Here is a 22,862-nt window from a genome sequence, read left to right as displayed (position 1 = left end):
GCTTCCCAGCTGGGAAGCTTTTGTTTGTTTATTCAATTAGTTCTGCATCACGAAGTCGTTCGCTGCATGCTCGGACTCGCTGTACACTTTAAGAATGTCATACTTCGTATTGCGCTGAGCAGGGATTTTGCCTGTTTCACGAATAAGGCGAAGGATGGATTCGATGTTTACTTTATGCGTTGTACCCGCTGCCGAAACGACGTTCTCTTCAATCATCGTGCTGCCGAAGTCATTGCAGCCGTAAGACAACGACAACTTACCGACCTCTGGTCCCATCGTTACCCACGACGATTGGAAGTTATCAATATTATCGAGCGTAATACGGCTGATCGCGAGCGTCTTCAAGTACTCCTCAGGCGTCGCTTTCTCCCGCTTCATATTCGTATTCTCCGGCTGGAACGTCCACGGAATGAACGCGAGGAAGCCCTTGGAGTTGTAACCATTCGAAATGCACTCATCCTGCGCGTCACGTACGCGGAGCAGGTGAAGCGCTCGCTCCTCCATCTCCTCGCCGAAGCCGATAACCATCGTCGCCGTTGTGTTCATGCCGACACGGTGAGCCGTCTTCATGACATCCATCCAGTCGGTCCAAGAACCCTTCAGACGGCTGATCTTCCGTCTTGTCCGGTCGTCGAGAATTTCACCGCCGCCGCCTGGAAGCGAGTCAAGGCCTGCTTGGTTCAGTTCGCGCATGACCTGTTCCAGTGTCAAACCATCAGATACAGCAACCATCTTATGAATCTCCGCAGGGGAGAAGGAATGCATCGTAATGCCTGGATAATGCTGCTTGATCTTGCGCAGCAGATCCGTGTAGTACGTGAACGGCAGGTTCGGGTTCACGCCGCCTTGCATCAGAATCTCGGTACCGCCAACGTCCATCGTTTCTTTGATCTTCTGCAAGATCACCTCATCCGACAGCACGTAGCCTTCCGCCGATCCCGGAGCGCGATAGAAAGCGCAGAAACGGCAATACACATCACATACGTTTGTATAGTTAATGTTGCGTCCTACTACGAATGTCGTGATCGGATCAGGATGATGTCTTAGCATCAGCTGATTGGCCACATGGCCCATTTTCTCAATTTCCTCGGATTCAAATAGCGTTACTACGTCTTCGAGCCCGAGTCGTTCTCCTTGCAGTGCTTTGTCCAAAATACGATCTACTTGTTGCACGAGGGAGACCTCCTTCTCTATCCACTTTTCACTTTTTCCGTACCCAGTAAGGTTTCAACTTATACTACCACAAACGATTCACTTACGTCATTTCGCGACTGCCCGCGTAAAGTCAAGCCAAAACGGCGAAAAACGCGGCTAGTCCGCTTGGACTGCCGCGTATCGCTTTATTTGCGCTTAAATTAACCTTTGAGCGCTTGGTCGAGATCTGCAATGAGATCGTCAATATCCTCGAGACCGACCGAATAACGCAGCAAGCCATCCGTAATTCCGCGCTCATGACGCACTTCACGCGGCATTGCCGCATGCGACATCATCGCTGGGTATGACAAAATACTTTCAACAGCACCAAGACTTACCGCAACGAGCGGCAGCGTCACACGGTTCAATACCGCTTTCGCACGGTCCCCGTCACCAACATCGAAGGAAACGACAGCGCCATAGCCTTTGGACTGCTTCTCATGAATTTCGCGTCCTGGATGATCCTTGAGCCCAGGGTAGAAAACGCTAGTAATATCCGAGCGGCTATCGAGCCACTCCGCCAGCTTGCGCGCGCTCTTCTCGCTATGCTCCATACGTGCTTGCAGCGTCTTCATGCCGCGCATCAAGAGCCATGATTCCTGTGCGCCAAGGACGGTGCCAAGCCCGTTCTGGAGCTGCTTCAGCCGCTTGCCAAGGCTTTCTGTTGCGACAACGGCAAGTCCTGCAAGCACGTCGCTGTGGCCGCCTAGGAACTTCGTCGCGCTGTGCAGCACGATGTCTACGCCAAGCTCGATCGGACGCTGATGGTACGGTGTCATGAACGTATTATCGAGCAGCGAAATGAGCTCATTTTCTTTTGCCCATGCTGCAATTGTAGTGATATCGGTAATCTTAAGCGTCGGATTCGACGGCGTCTCAATGAAGACCGCCTTCGTATTCGGCTGCAGCGCAGCCTTCACCGCTTCGACATTCGTCATGTCTACGAATGTCGATTCAATGCCGAGACGGTTCAACACCGTCGTCAGCAAGCGATACGTGCCACCGTATACGTCTTCTGTCACGATGACGTGATCGCCTGTGGAGAAGAGCAAGAACGCTGTCGAGATTGCCGCCATACCGGATGCGAACGCAAAGCCGCGTACGCCGCCTTCGAGCAGCGTGATATAATCCTCAAGCGCTTGACGTGTCGGGTTGCCGGAACGGCTGTAATCATGCGTCGGCGGGTTATGAATATCATGATGATGGAACGTCGATGCCTGATAAATCGGCACGCTCGAGGCACCTGTCGTTTCGTCAATTTCAGAGCCAAAATGAATCAGCTTCGTCGCAAATTTCTTCTCTTGGTTGTTATCTGCCATCGTGTTCTTATGCCTCCCCAAGCTCGCTTTTTGCTGCTTCGAATGCTTGCGCCAAATCCGCAATGATGTCATCGGCATGTTCGATGCCCACTGAAAAACGAAGCAGCCGGTCGTCTACGCCGATCTTCTGGCGAATTTCGATCGGAATATCCGCATGCGTCTGAACCGCCGGATAAGTCATCAGTGACTCAACGCCGCCAAGGCTTTCTGCGAATGCGATCAGCTTAATGTGGCGAAGAATCGGCTCCACGTAAGCAGCATTCTTCAGGCGGAACGAGAAAATGCCTGTATTGCCGGAGGATTGACGGTTCTGTACTTCATGGCCAGGGTGATGCGGCAGCGCCGGATAATAGACATCATCAATCGCTTCATGCGTCAGCAGCCAGTTCGCAATTGCCGTCGCATTCGCTTGATGGCGCTCCATCCGCAGCGCGAGCGTCTTCATGCCGCGCATTAAGAGCCAGGAATCCTGCGGACCAAGCACCGCGCCGAGCGAGTTATGAAGGAAAGCCATCTGAGTCGATAGCTCCTTGCCTTTCGTCACGATCAAACCAGCCAACACATCGTTATGGCCGCCAAGATATTTGGTCGCGCTATGCACGATAATGTCTGCGCCAAGCTCGATTGGGCGTTGGAAGAACGGCGTAAGAAGCGTGTTGTCAACGATCGACAGCAATCCCTTCGACTTCGCCCACGCGCATACACGCTCAAGGTCCGTAATCATCATAAGTGGATTCGTCGGTGTCTCGATCAGAATCGCTTTTGTCGCAGGCGTACACAGCTCGCTAAGTCCATCAATGTCATTCGTGTCTACATAAGAAGCTGTCACGCCGAAACGGCTCATAATTTTCTCAAGCAGACGGTATGTACCGCCGTATAGATCAAGGGAAACCAATAGATGGTCACCTTGGCTAAATAACGAGAATACTGTAGTCAGCGCAGCCATGCCGCTGCTGCAGGCAAAGCCCGCGTCGCCGGATTCGAGCTCAGCCGCCGCTTCTTCCAGCACCGTCCGTGTCGGGCTCTTCGTACGTGCATAATCAAAGCCAGTGCTTTCGCCAAGCCGCGGGTGACGGAAGGCCGTCGCTTGATACACCGGGAAGCTGACTGCTCCGGTAACAGGTTCTTTAATGGATCCAATTTGCGCTAAACGGCTTTCAATTTTCATCTGATCATGACTTCCTCTCACCGATTATTGTTAAATATTCGCTTGATTAAATGCCTGCCCCAAGATCATACGGAGTTTGCTGATAGACATAATAATTCAGCCAGTTCGAGAACAACAGGTTCGCGTGCGCTCTCCACGTGGAAAGCGGTTGGCGCGAAGGATCATTATTAGGGTAATAGTTTCTCGGCAAGGCAATGTCCATCCCTCTTGCAACATCCCGGTCATATTCGTACTTCAGCGAGGACGGATCATATTCCGAATGGCCCGTGACGAAAATCTGCTTCCCGTTCTTGGATGCTGCAAGGTAGATGCCCGCTTCCTCGGAAACCGATAGAATCTCCAGATCGTTCACAGCCGCGACGTCGTCATAGCGAACCCCTGTATGGCGGGATTGCGGAACGAGGAACATCTCGTCAAATCCGCGAACAAGCGGCACATTCCGCTTCTCAACCGTGTGCGGGAAGACGCCGAACATTTTCTCATCGAGATCATATTTCTGAATGCCGTAATGGTGGTACAGCCCTGCTTGAGCGCCCCAACAGATATGGAAAGTCGACGTCACTTTGCGAGCGGACCAGTCCATAATGTCCTTCAGCTCTTCCCAGTAGTTCACTTCTTCAAAAGAAAGTGTCTCGACCGGTGCCCCCGTGATGATCATTCCATCGTAGTATTCATGCTTGATATCTTCAAACGTCTTGTAGAACGACTCAAGATGCTCGCTTGATGTGTTCTTCGATGTATGTGTCTTCGGATGCAGCAGCACAACCTCCACCTGAAGCGGCGTATTCCCGATGAGGCGAAGCAGCTGCGTCTCAGTCGTTTCCTTCGTCGGCATGAGGTTTAGTATCGCGATGCGCAGTGGACGAATATCTTGATGGTAAGCGACCGACTCATCCATAAGGAAGATGTTCTCATTCGTTAAAATATCTTTCGCCGGCAGCTGGTCTGGCACTTTAATTGGCATATTACACTCTCCTGTCTGTTGTCGTATCTCTCGAAGAAGGAGCGCTAATCGAAAAAAGCCCCTCTCTGGCAGAGAGGGGCATAAATTGGTAAAGTTCATGCGCCTCTCATCTCTCAGAAACTGAATCGTTTCCGCAAGAATTAGCACCGTGCGTTTTCACGCCGGTTGCCGGGCTTCATCGGGCTAGTCCCTCCGCCTGCTCTTGATAAGAAAGCTTGCTTATTCGGTTATGGTCATTCTTAACTCATACTTTAAATGATTCGCGTTTCCGCGTCAAGAAGCACACCTGAAATCATGGGCTAAACCCGCGTAACCACAGGCTTTTCCCGGCATATGGTATTACGTGGAGCCCTACATTACTTTGTGCTTGTATGGAAAGACATTGTCGGAGTATACTAGACAAGAATTGCGCTGATTTCCAAGGTTTTTGGAGCTTTCGCTCACTTGGATTCGCGTGTATTTTTCTCATTTACCAACTAAACGTGTTTAAAGGGGTGTTTACGATTATGGAAGGCGACCCGTGGCCTGCGGACAACCGCATTGATAACCAGCATAGAGGACATAAGCGCATCGGACCGAACAATAAGCCTGCCATATTCGCACCCGCACCCCTGCCGTTATTCACGATACATTAATCCTAGCAGGCTTTTGGCGATCTTGGTTTGCTTGGCGTTACGCCCGTTCTATTTCCTCTTGCCGGTATCCGGGAATGTGTAACATCGTGATGAGAGGAGGAACGCGGATGAAAATTCGTCTCGTAAACCAAGGTGTGTTTACACCGATCGAAGACATTGAGCAAGCTGTCTACCCGCCGAACGAAGGATTCTATTGGATCGACGCGGATGTGGATGATCTTGCCGTGCTTCAGCCGATCTTCGCCTTGCATGAACTGGCCGTTGAGGACTGTTTGAGCGAGGAGGAGCAACGGCCGAAGATAGAAATTCATGAACAAGAAGGCCATTATTTTATCGTTATTAATAGCATCCGATTTGATGATGAAGAAATCTTCCTGCGTGCCTTGAATATTTTCTTGGGGCGTCATTATATTATTACCGTTACGAAGCAGAAGATTAACGAGCTCCGTGCGTTGAAGCCGATTCTGCTTGAGGAGCAAGTTAGCCGTCCTGACCGGTTCCTGTATCACCTTGTCGATCTTGTCGTCGACAACTACTTCCTCGTAGGCGATCGAATTGAAGCGCGTATCGAGAGCTTGGAGGAAGACATTCTGGTGCACACGAAGAAGTCGCATCTGAATGAAATCATCGGTCTCCGAAGCGAAATTCTGTGGCTGAAGAAAGTACTTGGCCCGCAGAAGGAATTGATCGCGAAGCTCAATAAGAAGGATTTGAAACTCATTGATGACGAGCTGCAGAAGTACTTCAGCGACATCTACGAGAACGCCGTGAAGATCGCCGAGACTTTCGATACGTATCGCGATCTGATGGGCAACTTACGAGAGGCATATCAGTCCTCCGTTGCGAACCGTGCGAACGAAATCATGCGCGTGTTTACGGCGCTGACGACGATATTCATGCCTCTGACCTTCATTACAGGCATTTACGGGATGAACTTTGACTATATCCCCGGTCTACATCTGCATGGCGGCTCCTATTTGCTTCTATCGTTCATGCTATTCCTTGGGTTCGGCATGTTCTATATTTTCCGCAAGAAGGATTGGCTGTAACACCTATTGCAACAAAGAGGCTCACCCGGGTCGCAATTGCCACCTGGGGGAGCCTCTTCGCTTATACATAAGGCTTCGTTCGCACCGTATCGCTGCTCGCCGCACTGATCTTCTTAATTCTTGCAATAAAGGTATTCATCGACGGCTATCATTCCTTGCTCTAATAGCCGCCCCTTCGATTTGCCCTGCTTACAGAAAAGGCACCTTGAACGTTTTCTTAGTCAGCGGATACAGCCATTTGACGCCGCTCGGCGTTAATGTATCCGCAACAAGATGCGAGACATACCCGCATATCGCCGTGTAGGCAACCCCTGGAATGCCGAGCTGCTGCTCCAGGCTCCATCCGATCGCTCCCCATGCTATAACGGCCCACACTGTATGAGTAAGTCCACGATGATTCAGCCAAGGCACCCACGCAATGAATAAGCCCAGTCCCATCAGCCAGTTCATCTGGGTTGTGAAACCCGTGTACAGCAGAATACCGCCAATTGCGCTAACAAGCGCATTGCGGATTGCTCCAGTTCGAGACAATAATCCGAGCAGTAGGACTGCTGCTGCTCCCGCCGTGAATAGCGGATAGAAGATCCCTCGCGCCGCGTACATATACACCACGCTTCCGGCCAGCAGTAAGCCGCCCCATAGCAGCAGCTCCCGAATGAGCTTCGCCGCTTTGCTCAGCTTCCCGCTCAACATGCTCGTGCCGTCGAGATCTGCGGCGAGCGCGGAGAATGCTGCAACGACCAGAAAGACTGCCGCATTCTTCGGAGTTATCGGATGAGTTGCAGCACCTACTACCCCGATGGCGATTCCGATCGCCAGATGTGTTGTTCCTTTCATACTTGCCTCCTGAATCGTATGACTGAGGTGAAACGGCTGTCGCCGTGCTTTTGGCAGAGCAGCGCTTGACGCTTCCTACTTGATAGGCTCCAGCGCAACGGCTTCTTCGCGCCCCTTCTCGATATTCACATAAGCGAGTAGGATGATACCGATGATGAAGAACGCAAGTAACGCGAGAATGCCGAGCCGGCTCGAACCGGTAATGCTGCCAACGATCGAGAACACGGCTGGACCTGCCACCGCAGCAAATTTGCTCGATAAGCTTAGGAATCCGAAAAACTCCGCAGTTTTCGATGGCGGTACAAGCGACGCATAAAGCGATCTAGCCGTTGCTTGGCTTCCGCCTTGGACGACACCGACCAATACCGCGAGCAAGTAGAAGTGAAGCGCGCTTTCCATGAAAAATCCAAGTATAACGATAATGACATAGACAAACAAGGAGCTATAGAGCGATTTCTTAATGCCCAGACGAGCGGCAACTTTTATAAAGAGCAGCGTACACGGGTATCCGACAAACTGGGTAATGAGCAGCGCAGCGATTAGATCGCTTGTCTCAATGCCAATGCCGGCTCCATAAATCGTCGCCATGACGATGACCGTATTGATACCGTCATTGAAGAACCAGAACGAAGCCATATATTTGAGCAGCTCCGGATAGGACTTAAGTGTACGTATCGTCGCACCAATGCGCTGCATGCCTCTTTGAATCGCATCTCCGACACCAGCAGCTGTTCCTTGAGGTGTTTCCTTGACATTCCTCATAATCGGTAGCGAAAACACAATCCACCAGATGCCAACTGTGACGAACACAATTTGTGTGGCGACCGTTTTACTCGGAAAGCCGAGCTTCTCCCAGCCTTCTATCATCACGAGATTAATGAGCAGCAGCAGCCCGCCGCCTAAGTATCCCATCGCATACCCTTTATTGCTTACCGTGTTGAGCGTCTCCGGCGTGGACACTTCAGTAATGAGCCCATCATAGAAGGTGTTGGACGCTGCGAATCCGATTGTCCCAATAACAACGAGAATGGACGCGAACAGCCAATCATCCTCGCCGACCAGCCCCATCGCAGCCGTCGCAAGTGCACCGATAACCATGAAGACGGATAGAAACCTTACTTTGGAACCAGCAAAATCTGCAATTGCGCCCAGAACCGGACATAGCAGTGCTACGAAGATCATCGCGATTGTCTGTGTATAACCCCAGTAGTTCTCAGCTGTATTCCCTTCCAGATTCGCACCAGCCACCGTTTTGTAGAAGACGGGCATTACCGCAGCCATCACAGTCGTGGCAAAAGCCGAATTGGCCCAATCGTACATAATCCAACTGCGTACGGCCTTCGTATTCATCGTCAATTCGCTCCTTTTTAAGGGCTCGTAAATGGGGCTTCTTCTGGACAACAACACCTTTCGACAAGTGGAGAGGTATATCCTGCTTTATTCCTTTAAAGCTGCAAATCACACTGGTATTTTGGTTCTATTTTGCTGTCCGCCTATTTTTCCGATATACTTATATCAGTCTGATAAAAATCTTTAATCACTAAGGAGGGATTCGATTCCGTGAACATTAACCAGCTCGAAACCTTGCTAACGATCTCACGAACGATGAGCTTTCGTAAAGCGGGTGAACTGCTTAATTTAACGCAGCCGGCTGTATCCGCACAAGTCAAAAGCCTCGAGGATGAGTTTAAAACGGTGCTAATTGATCGGAATCAGCCTGTCACCTTAACCGACCGTGGTCAGGTCTTTCTCGAACATGCCGAAAAAATATTAGCCATCGTTGAGGACCTGAAGCAGAAGCTGTCCGATCTGAGCCAAACACCGCAGGGTCATATCGTGCTCGGAACAACATCTTCCATCGCCATTCAGATTTTGCCGCGCGTACTGTCGTATTTCCAGAACCAGTTCCCGATGATCAAAACAACGATTCACTCCATGCCCTCTTCCGGCGTTATGACTAGCGTAGAAAACGGCACTGTAGACATCGGCATCACCTATCTGTCGGAGCGTAATCCGCATCTGGAGTCCGCAATTCTGTACTATGACACGTATGAGCTCGTCGTAGCGCCTGAGCATCCGATGGCCCATTTGAAGCATACTACAGTAGAATCATTGAAGGACATTCCCATGATTATGCTGTCACCGGATACATTAGGACGAAGATTTCTCGATCAAATCTTCCGTAAATTCAACCTGCAGCCGAACATCGTTATGGAGCTCTCGAGCAGCGAAGAAGTAAAACGGATGGTAGAAATCAATCTCGGCGCAGCCGTTGTTTCCAAGCTGTCGATTGACAACGAAGTCCGACTAGGCACGCTGAATCGTATTAAAGTGAATGAGTTCAACATGAGTCATCCGGTCGGCCTTGTCTATAAGTCAGGGCGGTACATCAACTCTGCCATGAAGCAATTTCTTAGCGATTTGAAAGGGATGCCTGAGGATCAGTTCATTAGCAGTGAATGATTGTTATCCAAGGAGGGATTTCATTTGAAATTCGATCTACATACCCATCATTTCAGATGTGGACATGCGGACGGCAATATTGAGGATTACATAAAGGCCGGCATTCGTGAAGGCCTTGGCGTTATTGGGATATCCGATCATTCCCCTTATTTTGGCAGCAAGTTGGATCATGAGAATCCCGGCATTACAATGGCGAAGAGCGAGTTCGCGCAATATGTAGACGAGGTACTGCGACTAAAAGAGAAGTATGAAGGGAAGATTGACGTGCTGCTTGGCGTTGAGTCGGACTTTTTCCCTGAGCATGCGAAGCTGTATAGCGATATCTTTGCCGGATATCCATTCGATTACATTATCGGGTCTGTTCATCGTTCAGGCGGGGTGAGCATCTTTAACCGCAACCGTTGGAAAGGCAAATCGAGTGAACAGCAAGTGGAGCAAAAGCGCGAGTATTACGATCTCATCGCGCAATCTGCCCGCAGCGGTATGTTCCAAATTCTCGGTCACATTGATGCGATGAAGGGCTACTATCCGGCTTTCTCAGCTATTAATGCGGATGATGTGATTGATGCTACGTTGCAAGCAATCGCTGAGAGCAGCGTATCTATTGAGATCAACACCTCCGGCTCAACGAAAGATGTCGGCGGCTGGTACCCTTCCGACGCGATATTGGAGCGTGCTCTGCATTATGGCGTATCCGTAACGTTCGGCTCTGATGCGCACCGCCCTAGCCGGGTCGGCGATGAATGGGAGCTTGTTGCGAAGCGACTCAAGGAAATCGGCTTTAAAGAGTGGGTGTATTACAAGAAGAAGCAACCGGTCATCGTGCCATTATAAAAAAAAAGTGGACCTGCAAGAGCAGGTCCGAATTTATATGATTAAAAAGGGGGTCTTGTTTATTATAGTACCCCCTAATTGTAATGGGCGCGTAACAGGAATATTTCAATTGTGTAACAAAATTATTTAAGCGTGAAGTTGGTGGCGAGCGATGTGGTTTGCAGCAGCTATCGGCAGCGCCGTCCTGTTCGGACTGGCGGGCTGGTGGATGAAAGTGTCCCAAATGCAGAGCGGTTCGTCCGCCTATCTACTGCTGGGGCTATATATTTCAGGCACTTGCGGGTTTGGCGTACATGCCGCCTTGGAGCATACTTTGCTGCCGTCGCTCGGCGATCCGCGCGTCTGGCTCGGTGGTTTGCTCATTGGCGCAGGATCTGCGCTTGGCAATGCCTTATTCATGAAAGCGCTGGAATGCGGGCCAGCCAGCCTCACCTCTCCATTGACGAATATGAACATCGTACTCGTCATCGGACTGGGCATGCTCGTCTACAATGAACCGCTTAGCGGCACTGAGATGAGCGGCGTTCTGCTGCTGCTAATCGCAGTCGTGCTCGTGTCGATTAGAGGCAAACAGCAGGAAGCTCAGATTCAATCGCGATGGTATCTCTACGTCAGCCTCAGCATTGTGCTGTTCGCCATCCGTAACGGCGGGCTTAAAGTAACGGATGAGCTTGAGCTCGAGAGTGCGCCGATTCTGTTGGTTGCTTACAGCTTGTCGATCGTATGGTTCGCTTGGGCAATCTGGAAAGAACGGCTGTCGGTTGTTCCACGAGAATGGCGTCGCCCTGCTGTTGCTTCTGCTTCTACAGCAGCAATCGGTATGCGCTGGGGTATCCTTGCCGGCCTGTTCTCTTATGGCGGCCTGCAGCTGTATGCAATCTCGCTCGAGACGGGTCAGGCTAGCATTGCCGGACCCATCTTCTCAGCGAACAGTCTCGTCGTCGCCGTTGGCGCAATTGTGCTCTATCGCGAGCGGCTTAGCACGAACCAATGGATTGCTTTTGCCATGACGATTGCCGGCCTTGTACTCATTCGATTGTAGGTTGATGCCGGTTGGTTATGCGTTACGCCCTGGGAACATCCTTCTTACAGTCGCTTCTGCTGCTTCTAGATAGCGCTTCATGGAACGGCGCAGCCGATTAATCGCCGACAGCTTCATGACAGAGCCCCAGCCTTCGTATCGGCCTCCGCTCTCTTCAATCAAGCTGTGCAGCTCGCGCACCCGCTCATTGACCGTATCCAGGCGCACATCCTCGAAACGGCTAATGACAAGCGGATAGGGATAGCCTTGATCCGGCTTTCCCTCCCTATCCTTCTCAATCACATAGCCTCGCTTCTCCAGCATCAGTGTAATTTCCCGCCTGTCGAAATCCTCCCGAAACAGCAGCCAGTGGTACACATTGCGCGGCTGTCCGATATCGTCGCCTTTATGAATAAGTGCATAGATCATCTGAGCATTATGAATAAATAGTTCCTCAAGCGCATCAGGCAGCATAAATGTATAGAATGTCCATTCCGGATCCGCCTTACGATACACCTGGGCGCGATAAGTCCAATTCTGTTCCAGCCATTCGTCAAGCTCCTGCCGGTTCAACCGACTGCTGTCCAAGTAATAATAGAACTCGAGCCGTCTTGCAGCATTGACTCGCCCGATGTAAATTGCATCTGTTCTAAGCTTGAGCCAATACTCCAGCATCGATTCCAGCTGTTCCAGCTGCTTAACAAAATTCCGATTCGTGCGGTTATTGGCACGAACCGGATACAAATTAATAGTGATGGATAATAATTCGTCATAATCCGCGAGCGGATATGCATCTTTGTAGCCAATATTGACCAGAACACGCATATGCTCCGAAACCGATCGGCGTTCATAAAAACCCCAGTTGTCTGTCATCTTGCACCTCAGGTAGGTTCGTAAATGCATACAAGCAGCTAATCCATCCTGTATTATAACGGGTAACTCCACAACATACTAGGTTATATTTCGACTTTATACGACTCGATCATGAGAATTATGATAAAATTTGACTAAAGTGTATAACTCACTAAAGTATAGTAAATATTTAATAACAAGTATTTTGACCGGCGTGTCGTTTAACCACTGCCCTTTTAAAAGGTCATGTGTTACAATGGATGTAAGAGAAAGAGGGGTGATAACGTGGATTATTCCAAAATGTGCCCAAAGTACGAATGTGCAACTGAGTTACTTGGCAAGAAATGGACCGGCATGATTGTACGCGTTCTACTTGGTGGGCCGAAGCGTTTTAAAGAGATGAAAGAACAAATCCCGGAGATGAGCGACAAGATGCTGACCGACCGGATGAAAGAGCTCGAGCATTGCGATATTATTAAGCGAAATGTCTATCCGGAGATGCCAGTTCGGATTGAATATGAGTTAACCGAAAAAGGGCGGGGACTAGAACCCGTTATCCAGTCGATTCAGGATTGGGGAGAAACTTGGTGTTAGAAGCTGCCGTTACTGACGGCAGCTTTTTTGCTGTTTAGGGGGCTGCTACGATTCGTTAGAAATATAAAAAAGCAGTGACCATAGGTCACTGCTTTTTGTGTTGTTTGTGTTGTTTGTGTTGTTTGTGTTGTTTGTGTGTTTTGTGCTTTTTGTGCTTTTTGTGCTTTTTGTGCTTTTTGTGCTTTTTGTGCTTTTTGTGTTTTATAGCGCATGCAAGCGCCAGGGAGCGGCAGCTCCAGCCGATCTGGGGTTAAGTGACTTTGGTGGAACACCACGGGAACGATAACCTCAGATCGACTGGCCGCAGCGCCCCTCGTGAGCATAGCGAAGCTGCCCTGCTCTTGTCCCTCGCGCTGCGCAGAAGCGCCGGCGACTTTGGTGGTAAACGCAGCAACAGGTATTCCGAATTTGAGCGACTTTGGTACGAAGTACCACGGGAGCGCAAATCGGAATACCTGTGCGAAGTGCCCCACCACGGGAGCCTAGCCTTCCTTTACATACCCAACCATTGCTTGAACAAATGCTTCGTTGTATCCTTGTTGATCGCTGCGATCGAAGTCGTCAACGGAATCCCCTTCGGACACGAGCGTACGCAGTTCTGCGAGTTACCGCAGCCTTCGATACCGCCGTCTTCCATTAGCGTCTCGAGACGTTCTTCCTTGTTCATTTCGCCTGTTGGATGCGCGTTGAACAAACGAACTTGGGAGATCGCCGCAGGACCGATGAAGCTGTTGCGGTCATTGACGTTCGGGCAGGACTCGAGGCAGACGCCACAAGTCATACATTTGGACAATTCGTATGCCCATTGACGCTTCGTCTCTGCCATACGCGGTCCAGGACCGAGATCGTACGTACCGTCGATCGGAATCCATGCTTTTACACGTTTCAACGCGTTGAACATGCGCTCACGGTTGATGACAAGGTCACGTACAACAGGGAATGTGCTCATCGGCTGAAGACGAATCGGCTGCTCAAGCTTGTCAACGAGCGCGCTGCACGCTTGGCGCGGCTTGCCGTTAATAACCATGGAGCAAGCGCCGCACACTTCCTCCAAGCAGTTGGATTCCCAACATACCGGAGCTGTGTCGTTGCCGTCGGATTTCTTCGGGTTACGCTGAATTTCCATGAGCGCACTAATGACATTCATGTTCGGGCGATAAGGAACTTCAAATTCTTCCGTATACGTTCCACTGTTCGGAGCGTCTTGACGCGTAATGATCAGCTTCACTTTTTTGGCTGCTACTGCTGTTTCCGCCATCGTTATTCTCCTTTCTATTTATCCTTGGAGTAGTCGCGTTTACGCGGTGTAATGAGCGAGACATCAACTTCTTGGTACGAAATTTGCGGGCCGTCTGGCGTCCATGCAGCAATCGTTGTTTTCAAGAAGTCTTCGTCGTTACGATCCGGGAAATCCGGCTTATAGTGAGCACCGCGGCTCTCGTTACGCATAAGCGCGCCAAGCGTCATAGCTTCTGAAAGCTCCATCATGTTCCACAGCTGACGCGTGAACGCTACACCTGCATTGTTCCAGCGCGCAGTGTCGTTAATGTTAATGTTCGCATAACGCTGCTTCAGCTCTTTGATCTTCCCAATTGTCTCTTCAAGCTTATTGTTGAAACGAACAACCGTCATGTTGTTGGTCATCCATTCGCCAAGCTCTTTGTGAAGCACATATGCATTCTCAGTACCGTTCATTGCGAGGATACCTTCATACTTATCGGTTTGCTGTTTCTTCGCACGGTCATACACCGAGGAAGAGATATCTTCAGCCGATTTCTTAAGGCCTTTAATGTACTCAACCGCTTTAGGGCCCGTGATCATACCGCCGTAGATAGCGGAGAGCAGCGAGTTCGCGCCGAGACGGTTCGCACCGTGGTATTGATATTCACATTCGCCGCAAGCGAACAAGCCTGGAATGTTCGTCATTTGATTGTAATCGACCCATATGCCGCCCATCGAATAGTGAACCGCAGGGAAGATTTTCATCGGGATTTTACGAGGGTCATCGCCCATGAATTTCTCATAGATTTCAATGATGCCGCCGAGTTTAACGTCAAGCACCTTCGGATCTTTATGAGACAGATCGAGATAAACCATGTTCTCGCCGTTGATGCCGAGCTTGTCGTCCACGCACACGGAGAAAATCTCACGAGTCGCAATATCACGAGGTACAAGGTTACCGTACGCAGGGTATTTCTCTTCAAGGAAGTACCAAGGCTTACCGTCTTTGTACGTCCAGATCCGTCCGCCTTCACCACGAGCGGATTCGCTCATGAGACGCAGCTTGTCATCGCCAGGAATCGCTGTCGGGTGGATTTGAATGAATTCACCGTTTGCATAATGAACGCCTTGTTGGTACACCGCGCTTGCTGCTGTACCAGTATTAATTACCGAGTTCGTCGTTTTGCCGAAAATAATACCAGGGCCGCCTGATGCCAAGATAACCGCATCCGCAGCAAACGTATGCACTTCCATCGAACGCAGATCCTGCGCCGATACACCGCGGCAGACGCCGTCATCATCAAGAATGGAGCCAAGGAATTCCCAGTGCTCGTACTTCGTTACGAGACCTTCTGATTCCCAGCGGCGAACTTGCTCGTCCAGCGCGTACAGCAGCTGCTGGCCAGTTGTCGCGCCTGCGAACGCCGTACGGTGATATTGTGTACCGCCGAAACGACGGAAGTCAAGTAAACCCTCAGGAGTACGGTTGAACATAACGCCCATCCGGTCCATCAAGTGGATGATGCCTGGAGCTGCATCGCACATCGCTTTTACAGGTGGTTGGTTCGCAAGGAAGTCGCCCCCGTAAACCGTGTCATCGAAGTGCTCCCATGTGGAGTCGCCTTCACCCTTCGTATTAACCGCGCCGTTAATACCGCCTTGCGCACATACGGAGTGCGAGCGTTTAACAGGCACAACCGAGAACAGGTCAACGTGCACGCCTGCTTCAGCCGCTTTTATTGTAGCCATAAGGCCAGCCAAACCGCCGCCTACGACAATAATTTTATTCTTAGCCATATCATTTCGCTCCTTGTCTCAAACTTAAACGAGATTCGTCAATTGTAGAGCAGCAGAAGCCGCTTCTTTGAACTCATCGCCCTTGAACGATCCAAGCGACAGCAGGAAAATCACTGCCACAATAACGAATACGCCGATCCAAATGAACGAGGAGATGCGTTGTGCACGCGGCCCGACCGTAATACCCCAGCTCACGAGGAATGCCCACATACCATTGCTGAAATGGAATGTAGCGGCAAGAATACCGATCACATAGAGCACGAAGTAGAAGCCGTTCGTCGTGACGTCATGCATCAAATTACCCAGCTCTTCATGGGTTACCGCGCCGATCATAACTTGGTAGCGCGTCTGGTAGAGATGCCAGAAGATGAAGATGAATGTGATGACACCTGAAATCCGCTGAAGTGCGAAAGCCCAGTTGCGGCCATATTGGAACCGCCCGGTGTTCAGGTTGGACTGATAAGCGACATATAGTCCGTACACGCCGTGGAACAACAACGGCAGCCAAATGCCGAACAGCTCCAGGAAGAAAACGAGCGGAAGATCATTCAAAAACTTGACACTATCCTCGAATCCTTGCGGCCCGCGCTCATATGCGGAAAAGTTCGTCACCATATGCTCGATAAGAAACAAACCGAGCGGTATTACTCCAAGTAAGGAGTGGATCTTACGCGATAAATACGAATTTCCTTTCATAACTTGTACGTTCTCCTTTCCAAACTGTGAGGTTACATTTCGCCATAATTCGCCAAAACCATTCTCCATTGTAACTCTGGGCCTAAAGAGCCGTCAATAAATAATAGACTGCCAAAAGCTGACGTTTCGCGAACGAAGTAGAAGCTTGTTTAAAAATGGCAAATAATAAAACTTCTATCCATTACAAATAATACTCCTTTTACGCTTATAATGGAATTGCCGATTATTCATTAAAAGTTATAACTATTTTGCATATAGGAGCAGTCCCCATGTTAGATGAGTTGTATATGTTCACCGTCGTGGTAGAGCAGGCGAGCCTAAACAAGGCATCTGCTGAGCTAAACCTGTCGCAGCCCGCACTCTCGCGCAAAATCGCCAAGCTCGAGCAAGAGCTCGGCGTACTGCTGTTCAACCGGATCGGCAAAAGGCTAGAGCTCACTCGCATCGGCCAGCTAACCTACGATTACGCCGTCGAGACCCGCCAGCAGCATCTCCGATATTTGAAGCTTGTAGCGGAATACAAGACCGCTGGCCGGAAGGTACTGACGATTGGCGCGAGCTTAACGACACTGCAAACGTCCTTGCCGGACCTCATCCAGACGCTCACAGCGAACAGTCCCGAGCTCGACATCAAAGCGATTACTGGCAAAACACATGAGATCGTCACGCTCGTCCGCGAGCGCAAAGCCGATCTTGGCATCGTCGCTTCAGGCATAGATGATCCGCACTTGAAATGTATTCCGCTGTTCGACGATCATCTCGTACTTGTGCTGCCGCGAAATCATTTTGTAATGGATAAAGGCTTGCCTGTCATCACAGATTTAAATGGCCTGCCGATGATCCTCTTCTCCAAAGGCACGTGGTACCGAATCTTAACCGACGAGCTGTTCGAAAAATACCGCCTACTTCCCGATGTCCGCATGGAAATCGACTCCTTTGAGGCGATTCTGCGGCTACTGCACACCTGCCGGGCAGCGACGTTGCTGCCGAAGTCTTACTTGCGCCCCGAGATGCTGAAGGATAACGATCTCATCGTTATCCCGATCCGCGAGCTGGAGGCGACGAAACGGACGACGTCGCTGATTCATGCGGAGTCGGAGAGCTTGAGTCCGGCGGTGAGGCTGTGGATCGACGAGATCGCTACGCATTATAAGCGGGGGTAGCGATATGCTGCGCATTTGGTGGATGAAGAGGTGTCGAAGCTTTGGTCCAAGTGAACGGCTTACGTCGCTGTTGAACTCGGGAATATTGAACTTTACTCCTAGCGGAGTATTCCCGAGTTCAAAGGCGATCGCTTGCGCTCTACAGCTCGTTCACTTTCCCCACGCCTCTCCATCTTCCTCCCCCCTCTGCTTCGCAAAGGCTAGTACCAGCGCGACTTATATGCTCCGCTGGCAGCATTGGATGAGCCGCAATCGCTGTTCCCAGCTCTGCGGCTCGACAAACAAAGGCAAGGACAAACGAAGACAAGAACAACCAAAGACAAGAACAACCAAAGACAAAGACAAGGATCCTGCTTCGCCCCAATCAACATCAGGCTGCGTGCCGCACCGATCGTGGGGCGAAGCTTGCGAGAACAAAAGGACAGCGCCAACAGGCCCTGTCCTTTATTGTTTGCCATTTTTCGTATCCAATACCATGGTCCGCATAAGAGCGTATTATTTTTGGACATGTCTGAATATAGATGGAACAAGCAGCTGTGCCTATCCGCATGGATAATTTTATTTCAATTATGATATGGTAGTGAGTACACAAGGCTAGTCCACGCGAAACTGAGGTGTTAAGGTGAATTCGAATTTCCCCCATCAAGAGCCGAATTGGAAGCTGTTCTCCTGGCTCGCCGGTATTGGCATTATTATTTATTTACTTATCCAGATTGTTCCGTCAACAGCAGAATCGTTCTTCGACACGAACAGTGAACCGGTCATTTCGAAGAGCAAAGCCGAGGATACTGCCGCCGCATTCGTGAGAAAGCAGTTCCATGTCACGCCAATCAGCCTGCACGCCGTCCATCAATCAGACAGTCTGCTGTATGGCTACTTGGAAAAGAACAAGCTGACGAAGAGCTACGAGAATCTCTATGATAAACAGTTCCCGACCGACACCTTCCAAGTGACAGCGAAAATGCCCGACCGCAGCGAAATCTTCATCTATGTCCATATGCAAAAAGCTACTGTCGTCGCCTGGAATCGTCTGAACGGCGATCATGTCACTCCCGCCAAAGGCACTGAACTGACCGACACCGCGCTCAAGTTTGCGATATCGAAGGGCTTCGAGAAATCTAACTTGAAAGTAAGCCGGATGTCCGAAGACACCGGGCAACTCTGGTATACCGCGGGTAAAGTAATTGGCAATGCAAAGCTCACCATCGGCATACGCGCAGAGAAGCAACCGAACGGCTCCATTCTCATTGCTGCTTATAAACCAACTTTCAAGGTTCCGAGCGACTATACCGTGTACGTTGATAAACAGAAGCGGCTTGCGAACTACCTATCCACGCTCGGTAGCTTGTTCCTGTCGTTTGTGTTATTCATTCTCGCCATCATCTATGCATCTCTCTACCGGAAGCATACTTCCTTCCTGCGGGGTATTGCGCTTACATTGCTGTTCATGGGCATGTATCTCGTCAATGACTTCAACATGAAGGACGGTCTTGCCGCCGGCTACGGCGAAATGCTGCATGTCGATACAATGGCGTATGCGGCCGTCATTGTTACTTGCTTAGTTACTGTAATTATGGCGTTGTCCGTCTACTTCTCGCTCGTCGGAGGCGACGGCTTGTGGCGCGCACTCGGACGCAATTTGTGGCCAAGGTTCGGCCAGCCTGGCTATGGTGAGCATGTATGGCGCAGCATGTGGCTTGGATATCTTGCAGCTTTCATGCTGCTAGGACTGCAAACGATTATTTTCATCATCCTAATGAACATGAACGGCGCTTGGTCGACGACCGACGTCACGCAATCTCCATATAATCTTGCTGCACCGTGGTTGTTCCCGCTGCTCGCTTGGTGTGCCGCCATCTCGGAGGAAGCGGTGTTCCGCCTCTTCGGCATCGGTATCATGAAACGTTGGTTCAAAAATTCGTTCGTTGCGTCCCTAATCCCGACCATCATCTGGGCACTTGGACACGTCACTTATCCGATCTTCCCATCGACGACGAGATTGCTTGAGCTGACGATTCTTGGCTTGATTTTCAGCTTCCTGTTCCTCCGTTTCGGCTTCATTACCGTCCTATTCGCACATGCGGTATTCGACAGCCTCATGATGGCAATCTCGCTCATGTTCATGGGCTCTGTCGGCAACGTGCTTATTGGCCTCGTCTATATCGTACTGCCGATTCCGATCGCATGGCTCATTCGTAATTTCGATAAAAAAAAGAGGGCGAACCCTATGGTTCCTCCCTCAATGCTTCAATAATTTGTGCGGCGAGCTTCTCGCCGATCGACAGAGGCCGGAAATCTTCAATTCCGGCTTCTTTTATTTTTTTGATGGAGCCAAAATGTTTCAAGAGCGCCTTCCGCCGTTTCTCCCCAATGCCCGGAATCGAATCAAGCTTCGACACGACCATCGACTTGCCACGCTGCTCCCGGTGGAAAGTAATCGCGAACCGATGCACCTCGTCCTGTATACGCTGCAGCAGATAGAATTCCTGGCTGTCACGCCCTAGCGGCACAACTTCCGGCGGATCTCCTGTCATAAGCTGCGCCGTCTTATGCTTCGCATCCTTCACGAGTCCGCACACTGGAATGCCTAAGCCCAGCTCGTTCTCAAGAATATCAAGAGCTGCCGAAATTTGACCTCTGCCTCCGTCAACAATGATGAGGTCGGGGAGTTCTAGCTCCTCCTTCAGCACACGCTCATAACGGCGGCGAATGACTTCGCGCATCGTTCCGTAATCGTCCGGTCCTTTGACCGTCTTCACTTTATATTTGCGGTATTCTTTCTTATCCGGCTTGCCGTCGATGAACACAACCATCGCAGATACCGGATCGGTCCCTTGAATGTTCGAGTTATCAAAAGCCTCGATTCGGCGCACTTGCGGCAGGCCAATCGCCTCCGCCAGTCCTTCAGCCGCCTTAAAGGTTCGCTCCTCATCGCGTTCGATGAGCTTGAACTTCTCATCAAGCGTCACCTTCGCATTCTTCACCGCCATTGTTACAACGTCACGCTTGCGTCCTCGAAGCGGCATGAACACCTTCACTTTCAGCCACTTCTGCAGCGAATTACGCAGTTCGGCTTCGGCCGATCCCGCTTCTGGCTCGGAGTCGCTCTGATCGGTGTCTTCTACGGTTAGCACCGGATTCGCCAGCTCCGCTTCCGAGCCTGAACCTGAGTTTGGCTGAGCGCTCTCTGTCGCAGCTCCAGCCGCCTCCACCGAATCCGTCGAATCCTCATCTTCTACCGCTGACTCTTGCGGTGGTGTCGGCAAGAAAATCTCCTTCGGCAACGCCGGGTTCTCCGAATAATACTGCGTAACGAATGTCATGAAATCATCGTATGCTTCGCCGTAATACGGGAACGTCGTCGCCCTGCGCTCGATGAGCTTGCCCTGCCGCATGTACATGATTTGCACGCACATCCAGCCTTTGTCCGTCGCATAGCCGAACACGTCGCGGTCCATCGCATCGTTCAGCGTAATCTTTTGCTTCTCCATGACGGCATCAATCGCAATCAACTGATCGCGGTATTCCTTGGCACGCTCGAACTCGAGTTCTTCCGCCGCTGCTTCCATTTTGCCCTGCAGCGTCTTCTTCACTTCTTCGTGTCCGCCGTTTAGAAACCGTGTAATCTCCTGCACCATATTCTCATATGTGCCGGGCTCAACATCGTACTCACATGGCGCAACGCACTGTCCCAAATGATAATAAAGGCATACTTTGTCCGGCAGTACGCCACACTTGCGCAGCGGATACAAGCGATCCAATAGCTTCTTGGTTTGCTGTGCCGCATACGCATTCGGATACGGGCCAAAATATTTTCCCTTATCCTTCACAATCCGCCTCGTCACCTCAAGCTTCGGATGCGCTTCGCTTGTGATTTTGATATAGGGAAATGTTTTATCGTCCTTCAACAGAACGTTGTATTGCGGCATGTACTGCTTGATCAAATTGCATTCAAGAATAAGTGCTTCCATGTTGCTCGATGTGACGATGTATTCGAAATCGCGGATGTGCGAGACAAGCCGCAATGTTTTGCCGTTATGACTGCCGTTGAAATACGAACGCACACGATTCTTAAGCACCTTCGCTTTGCCGACATAAATGATTTTTCCGCTATGGTCCTTCATCAGGTAACAGCCCGGCTGGTCCGGCAGTAGCGCTAATTTATTACGAATTCGCTCCTGCGCGAGACGCCTGCTAGCCGCTGATTCGTGACTTATTTGCTCGGTCATACTTGTCCTCCCCCCAGCCTAATGCTAAATTTTATTGTACCACAACGACTCACCGTTTGCGGCTGGTCTCCTCATGGAACAGCAAATTCGCCTCACAATTGTCACGATCGGCGACTTTACAATTATTCTGGAAGTTGGGTATACTAGGAGAAGCAATCGTCGTGTCTAAGGAGGAAGTTAATCAATGGAAAATGTTAGAGATCCACGCGAGCATTTGAATGAGGAACCGCGTGATGATTTATTCGATGTCGCAATCGGCTTTGGCGGGTTCTTCGGAGTTATGTTCGTTATTTTCGCCGCTGCGGTGATCATTAAATTCGTCATTTCGTAATATGGTGGCCTTGCTTCGTTTGTCATAGCAGGGCCATTTTAATTATAAGCAGTTGACAAGTGCTACCAATAGAGCATAGAATGACAACTAACGATACCCAAGGGAGGCTGATGTAGAATGAGAAAATCAATTGTTAACGCTGTTGTTGTCGCATTCGCATCGGTCTTCGAACGGAACTGAGTACGTGACTTATAGTGATGAGTTGGTTTAGGGAGCGTTTAGTATATAGCTGCCCCGCCAGGCTTGTTAGCTGTATCGCGTCATTAGAACCGCAGGAGACCAATCTGGTTTCTTGCGGTTTTTTTGTATTTCCGTTTAAGTGCTGCGCCCCCTAGCTGGGCAGCAGCATCGGAGCAGACCGCAGGAGATAATTTCCTGCGGTCTTTTTGTCGTCGTCTATGTGAATAGCAAGAAATTCTGGCACCACCAATTTAATTAAAAGGGGATTACCAACCTGAATCAAAACCATGAGCAAGAACAAGTTGAAGAGCAAAT

Annotated in this window: 20 protein-coding genes and 1 riboswitch; of the genes, 8 read left to right on the top strand and 12 right to left on the bottom strand. The window is 50.3% G+C overall.

Annotated elements, in window-relative coordinates; genetic code table 11:
* Positions 1–36: 36 nt before the first annotated feature.
* The 4 genes from mqnC to metA all read right to left on the bottom strand — a co-directional run bounded on the left by mqnC (position 37) and on the right by metA (position 4,645).
* The gene (mqnC, locus tag BMY11_RS16885; protein WP_090578510.1) at positions 37–1,173 is read right to left on the bottom strand and encodes a cyclic dehypoxanthinyl futalosine synthase; all 1,137 of its coding nucleotides are present in this window, start codon (positions 1,171–1,173) and stop codon (positions 37–39) included.
* Positions 1,174–1,355: 182 nt separating this feature from the next.
* Positions 1,356–2,513 carry an aminotransferase class V-fold PLP-dependent enzyme gene (locus BMY11_RS16880; RefSeq protein ID WP_090578506.1) on the bottom strand — a complete coding sequence of 386 codons (1,158 nt, stop codon included), beginning with the start codon at positions 2,511–2,513 and terminating at the stop codon, positions 1,356–1,358.
* Between the two features lie 7 nt (positions 2,514–2,520).
* Positions 2,521–3,681 (bottom strand): PLP-dependent transferase, encoded by a 1,161-nt coding sequence (locus BMY11_RS16875; protein WP_090578503.1) that lies wholly within the window; start codon positions 3,679–3,681, stop codon positions 2,521–2,523.
* Positions 3,682–3,727: 46 nt separating this feature from the next.
* Positions 3,728–4,645 (bottom strand): homoserine O-acetyltransferase MetA, encoded by a 918-nt coding sequence (metA, locus tag BMY11_RS16870; protein ID WP_090578501.1) that lies wholly within the window; start codon positions 4,643–4,645, stop codon positions 3,728–3,730.
* 103 nt (positions 4,646–4,748) lie between these two features.
* Positions 4,749–4,857: riboswitch (SAM riboswitch) on the bottom strand.
* Positions 4,858–5,387: 530 nt separating this feature from the next.
* Between metA and corA the strand changes: the two genes are divergently transcribed.
* Positions 5,388–6,329 (top strand): magnesium/cobalt transporter CorA, encoded by a 942-nt coding sequence (corA, locus tag BMY11_RS16865; RefSeq protein ID WP_090578498.1) that lies wholly within the window; start codon positions 5,388–5,390, stop codon positions 6,327–6,329.
* Between the two features lie 189 nt (positions 6,330–6,518).
* Here the strand turns inward: corA and BMY11_RS16860 are convergent, their stop codons facing one another.
* Both BMY11_RS16860 and BMY11_RS16855 read right to left on the bottom strand, forming a co-directional pair.
* Positions 6,519–7,166: a metal-dependent hydrolase gene (locus BMY11_RS16860; RefSeq protein ID WP_090578495.1), complete on the bottom strand. Its 648-nt coding sequence runs from the start codon at positions 7,164–7,166 to the stop codon at positions 6,519–6,521.
* Between the two features lie 75 nt (positions 7,167–7,241).
* Positions 7,242–8,516, bottom strand: a complete 1,275-nt coding sequence (locus BMY11_RS16855) for an MFS transporter (protein ID WP_090578492.1) — start codon at positions 8,514–8,516, stop codon at positions 7,242–7,244.
* A 210-nt stretch (positions 8,517–8,726) separates the two neighbouring features.
* Between BMY11_RS16855 and BMY11_RS16850 the strand changes: the two genes are divergently transcribed.
* From BMY11_RS16850 to BMY11_RS16840, 3 genes are all read left to right on the top strand, one after another.
* Positions 8,727–9,629 carry a LysR family transcriptional regulator gene (locus BMY11_RS16850; RefSeq protein ID WP_090578489.1) on the top strand — a complete coding sequence of 301 codons (903 nt, stop codon included), beginning with the start codon at positions 8,727–8,729 and terminating at the stop codon, positions 9,627–9,629.
* A gap of 24 nt (positions 9,630–9,653) precedes the next feature.
* Positions 9,654–10,463 (top strand): histidinol-phosphatase, encoded by an 810-nt coding sequence (locus BMY11_RS16845; RefSeq protein ID WP_090578486.1) that lies wholly within the window; start codon positions 9,654–9,656, stop codon positions 10,461–10,463.
* 151 nt (positions 10,464–10,614) lie between these two features.
* Positions 10,615–11,505 carry an EamA family transporter gene (locus tag BMY11_RS16840; RefSeq protein WP_090578483.1) on the top strand — a complete coding sequence of 297 codons (891 nt, stop codon included), beginning with the start codon at positions 10,615–10,617 and terminating at the stop codon, positions 11,503–11,505.
* 15 nt (positions 11,506–11,520) lie between these two features.
* Here the strand turns inward: BMY11_RS16840 and BMY11_RS16835 are convergent, their stop codons facing one another.
* Complete coding sequence (locus BMY11_RS16835; protein WP_177182681.1) at positions 11,521–12,357, bottom strand: DUF695 domain-containing protein; 837 nt, start codon at positions 12,355–12,357, stop codon at positions 11,521–11,523.
* Positions 12,358–12,621: 264 nt separating this feature from the next.
* Between BMY11_RS16835 and BMY11_RS16830 the strand changes: the two genes are divergently transcribed.
* Positions 12,622–12,930, top strand: a complete 309-nt coding sequence (locus BMY11_RS16830; RefSeq protein WP_090578477.1) for a winged helix-turn-helix transcriptional regulator — start codon at positions 12,622–12,624, stop codon at positions 12,928–12,930.
* Here BMY11_RS16830 and BMY11_RS16825 read toward each other — a convergent pair.
* The 4 genes from BMY11_RS16825 to BMY11_RS16810 are packed head-to-tail and all read right to left on the bottom strand — an operon-like array spanning position 12,927 to position 16,644.
* Positions 12,927–13,406 (bottom strand): hypothetical protein, encoded by a 480-nt coding sequence (locus tag BMY11_RS16825; RefSeq protein WP_090578475.1) that lies wholly within the window; start codon positions 13,404–13,406, stop codon positions 12,927–12,929. The two genes, BMY11_RS16830 and BMY11_RS16825, sit on opposite strands and share 4 nt — an antisense overlap.
* Positions 13,407–13,423: 17 nt before the next feature.
* The gene (gene sdhB / locus BMY11_RS16820) at positions 13,424–14,188 is read right to left on the bottom strand and encodes a succinate dehydrogenase iron-sulfur subunit (RefSeq protein WP_090578472.1); all 765 of its coding nucleotides are present in this window, start codon (positions 14,186–14,188) and stop codon (positions 13,424–13,426) included.
* Between the two features lie 14 nt (positions 14,189–14,202).
* The gene (gene sdhA / locus BMY11_RS16815) at positions 14,203–15,948 is read right to left on the bottom strand and encodes a succinate dehydrogenase flavoprotein subunit (protein WP_090578469.1); all 1,746 of its coding nucleotides are present in this window, start codon (positions 15,946–15,948) and stop codon (positions 14,203–14,205) included.
* A 24-nt stretch (positions 15,949–15,972) separates the two neighbouring features.
* Complete coding sequence (locus BMY11_RS16810; RefSeq protein WP_090578467.1) at positions 15,973–16,644, bottom strand: succinate dehydrogenase cytochrome b558 subunit; 672 nt, start codon at positions 16,642–16,644, stop codon at positions 15,973–15,975.
* Between the two features lie 269 nt (positions 16,645–16,913).
* On the opposite strand from BMY11_RS16810, the gene BMY11_RS16805 reads away from it, so the two are divergent.
* A complete protein-coding gene (locus BMY11_RS16805; RefSeq protein WP_090578464.1) occupies positions 16,914–17,807 on the top strand; it encodes a LysR family transcriptional regulator in 894 nt (297 codons plus the stop codon).
* Between the two features lie 622 nt (positions 17,808–18,429).
* Positions 18,430–20,061, top strand: coding sequence for a CPBP family glutamic-type intramembrane protease (locus BMY11_RS16800; RefSeq protein ID WP_090578461.1), 1,632 nt, complete (start codon positions 18,430–18,432; stop codon positions 20,059–20,061).
* On the opposite strand, the gene uvrC is transcribed toward BMY11_RS16800, so the two are convergent.
* Positions 20,033–22,036 carry an excinuclease ABC subunit UvrC gene (gene uvrC, locus BMY11_RS16795; protein WP_090578458.1) on the bottom strand — a complete coding sequence of 668 codons (2,004 nt, stop codon included), beginning with the start codon at positions 22,034–22,036 and terminating at the stop codon, positions 20,033–20,035. The two genes, BMY11_RS16800 and uvrC, sit on opposite strands and share 29 nt — an antisense overlap.
* Before the next feature lie 184 nt (positions 22,037–22,220).
* Between uvrC and BMY11_RS16790 the strand changes: the two genes are divergently transcribed.
* Positions 22,221–22,367 (top strand): YqzM family protein, encoded by a 147-nt coding sequence (locus tag BMY11_RS16790; RefSeq protein WP_090578454.1) that lies wholly within the window; start codon positions 22,221–22,223, stop codon positions 22,365–22,367.
* Positions 22,368–22,862 lie beyond the last annotated feature (495 nt).

The sequence above is a fragment of the Paenibacillus sp. OV219 genome, assembly GCF_900110075.1.
In the GTDB taxonomy this organism is placed as follows: Bacteria; Bacillota; Bacilli; order Paenibacillales; family Paenibacillaceae; genus Paenibacillus_Z.
This window is presented reverse-complemented; position numbering and strand designations above follow the sequence as displayed.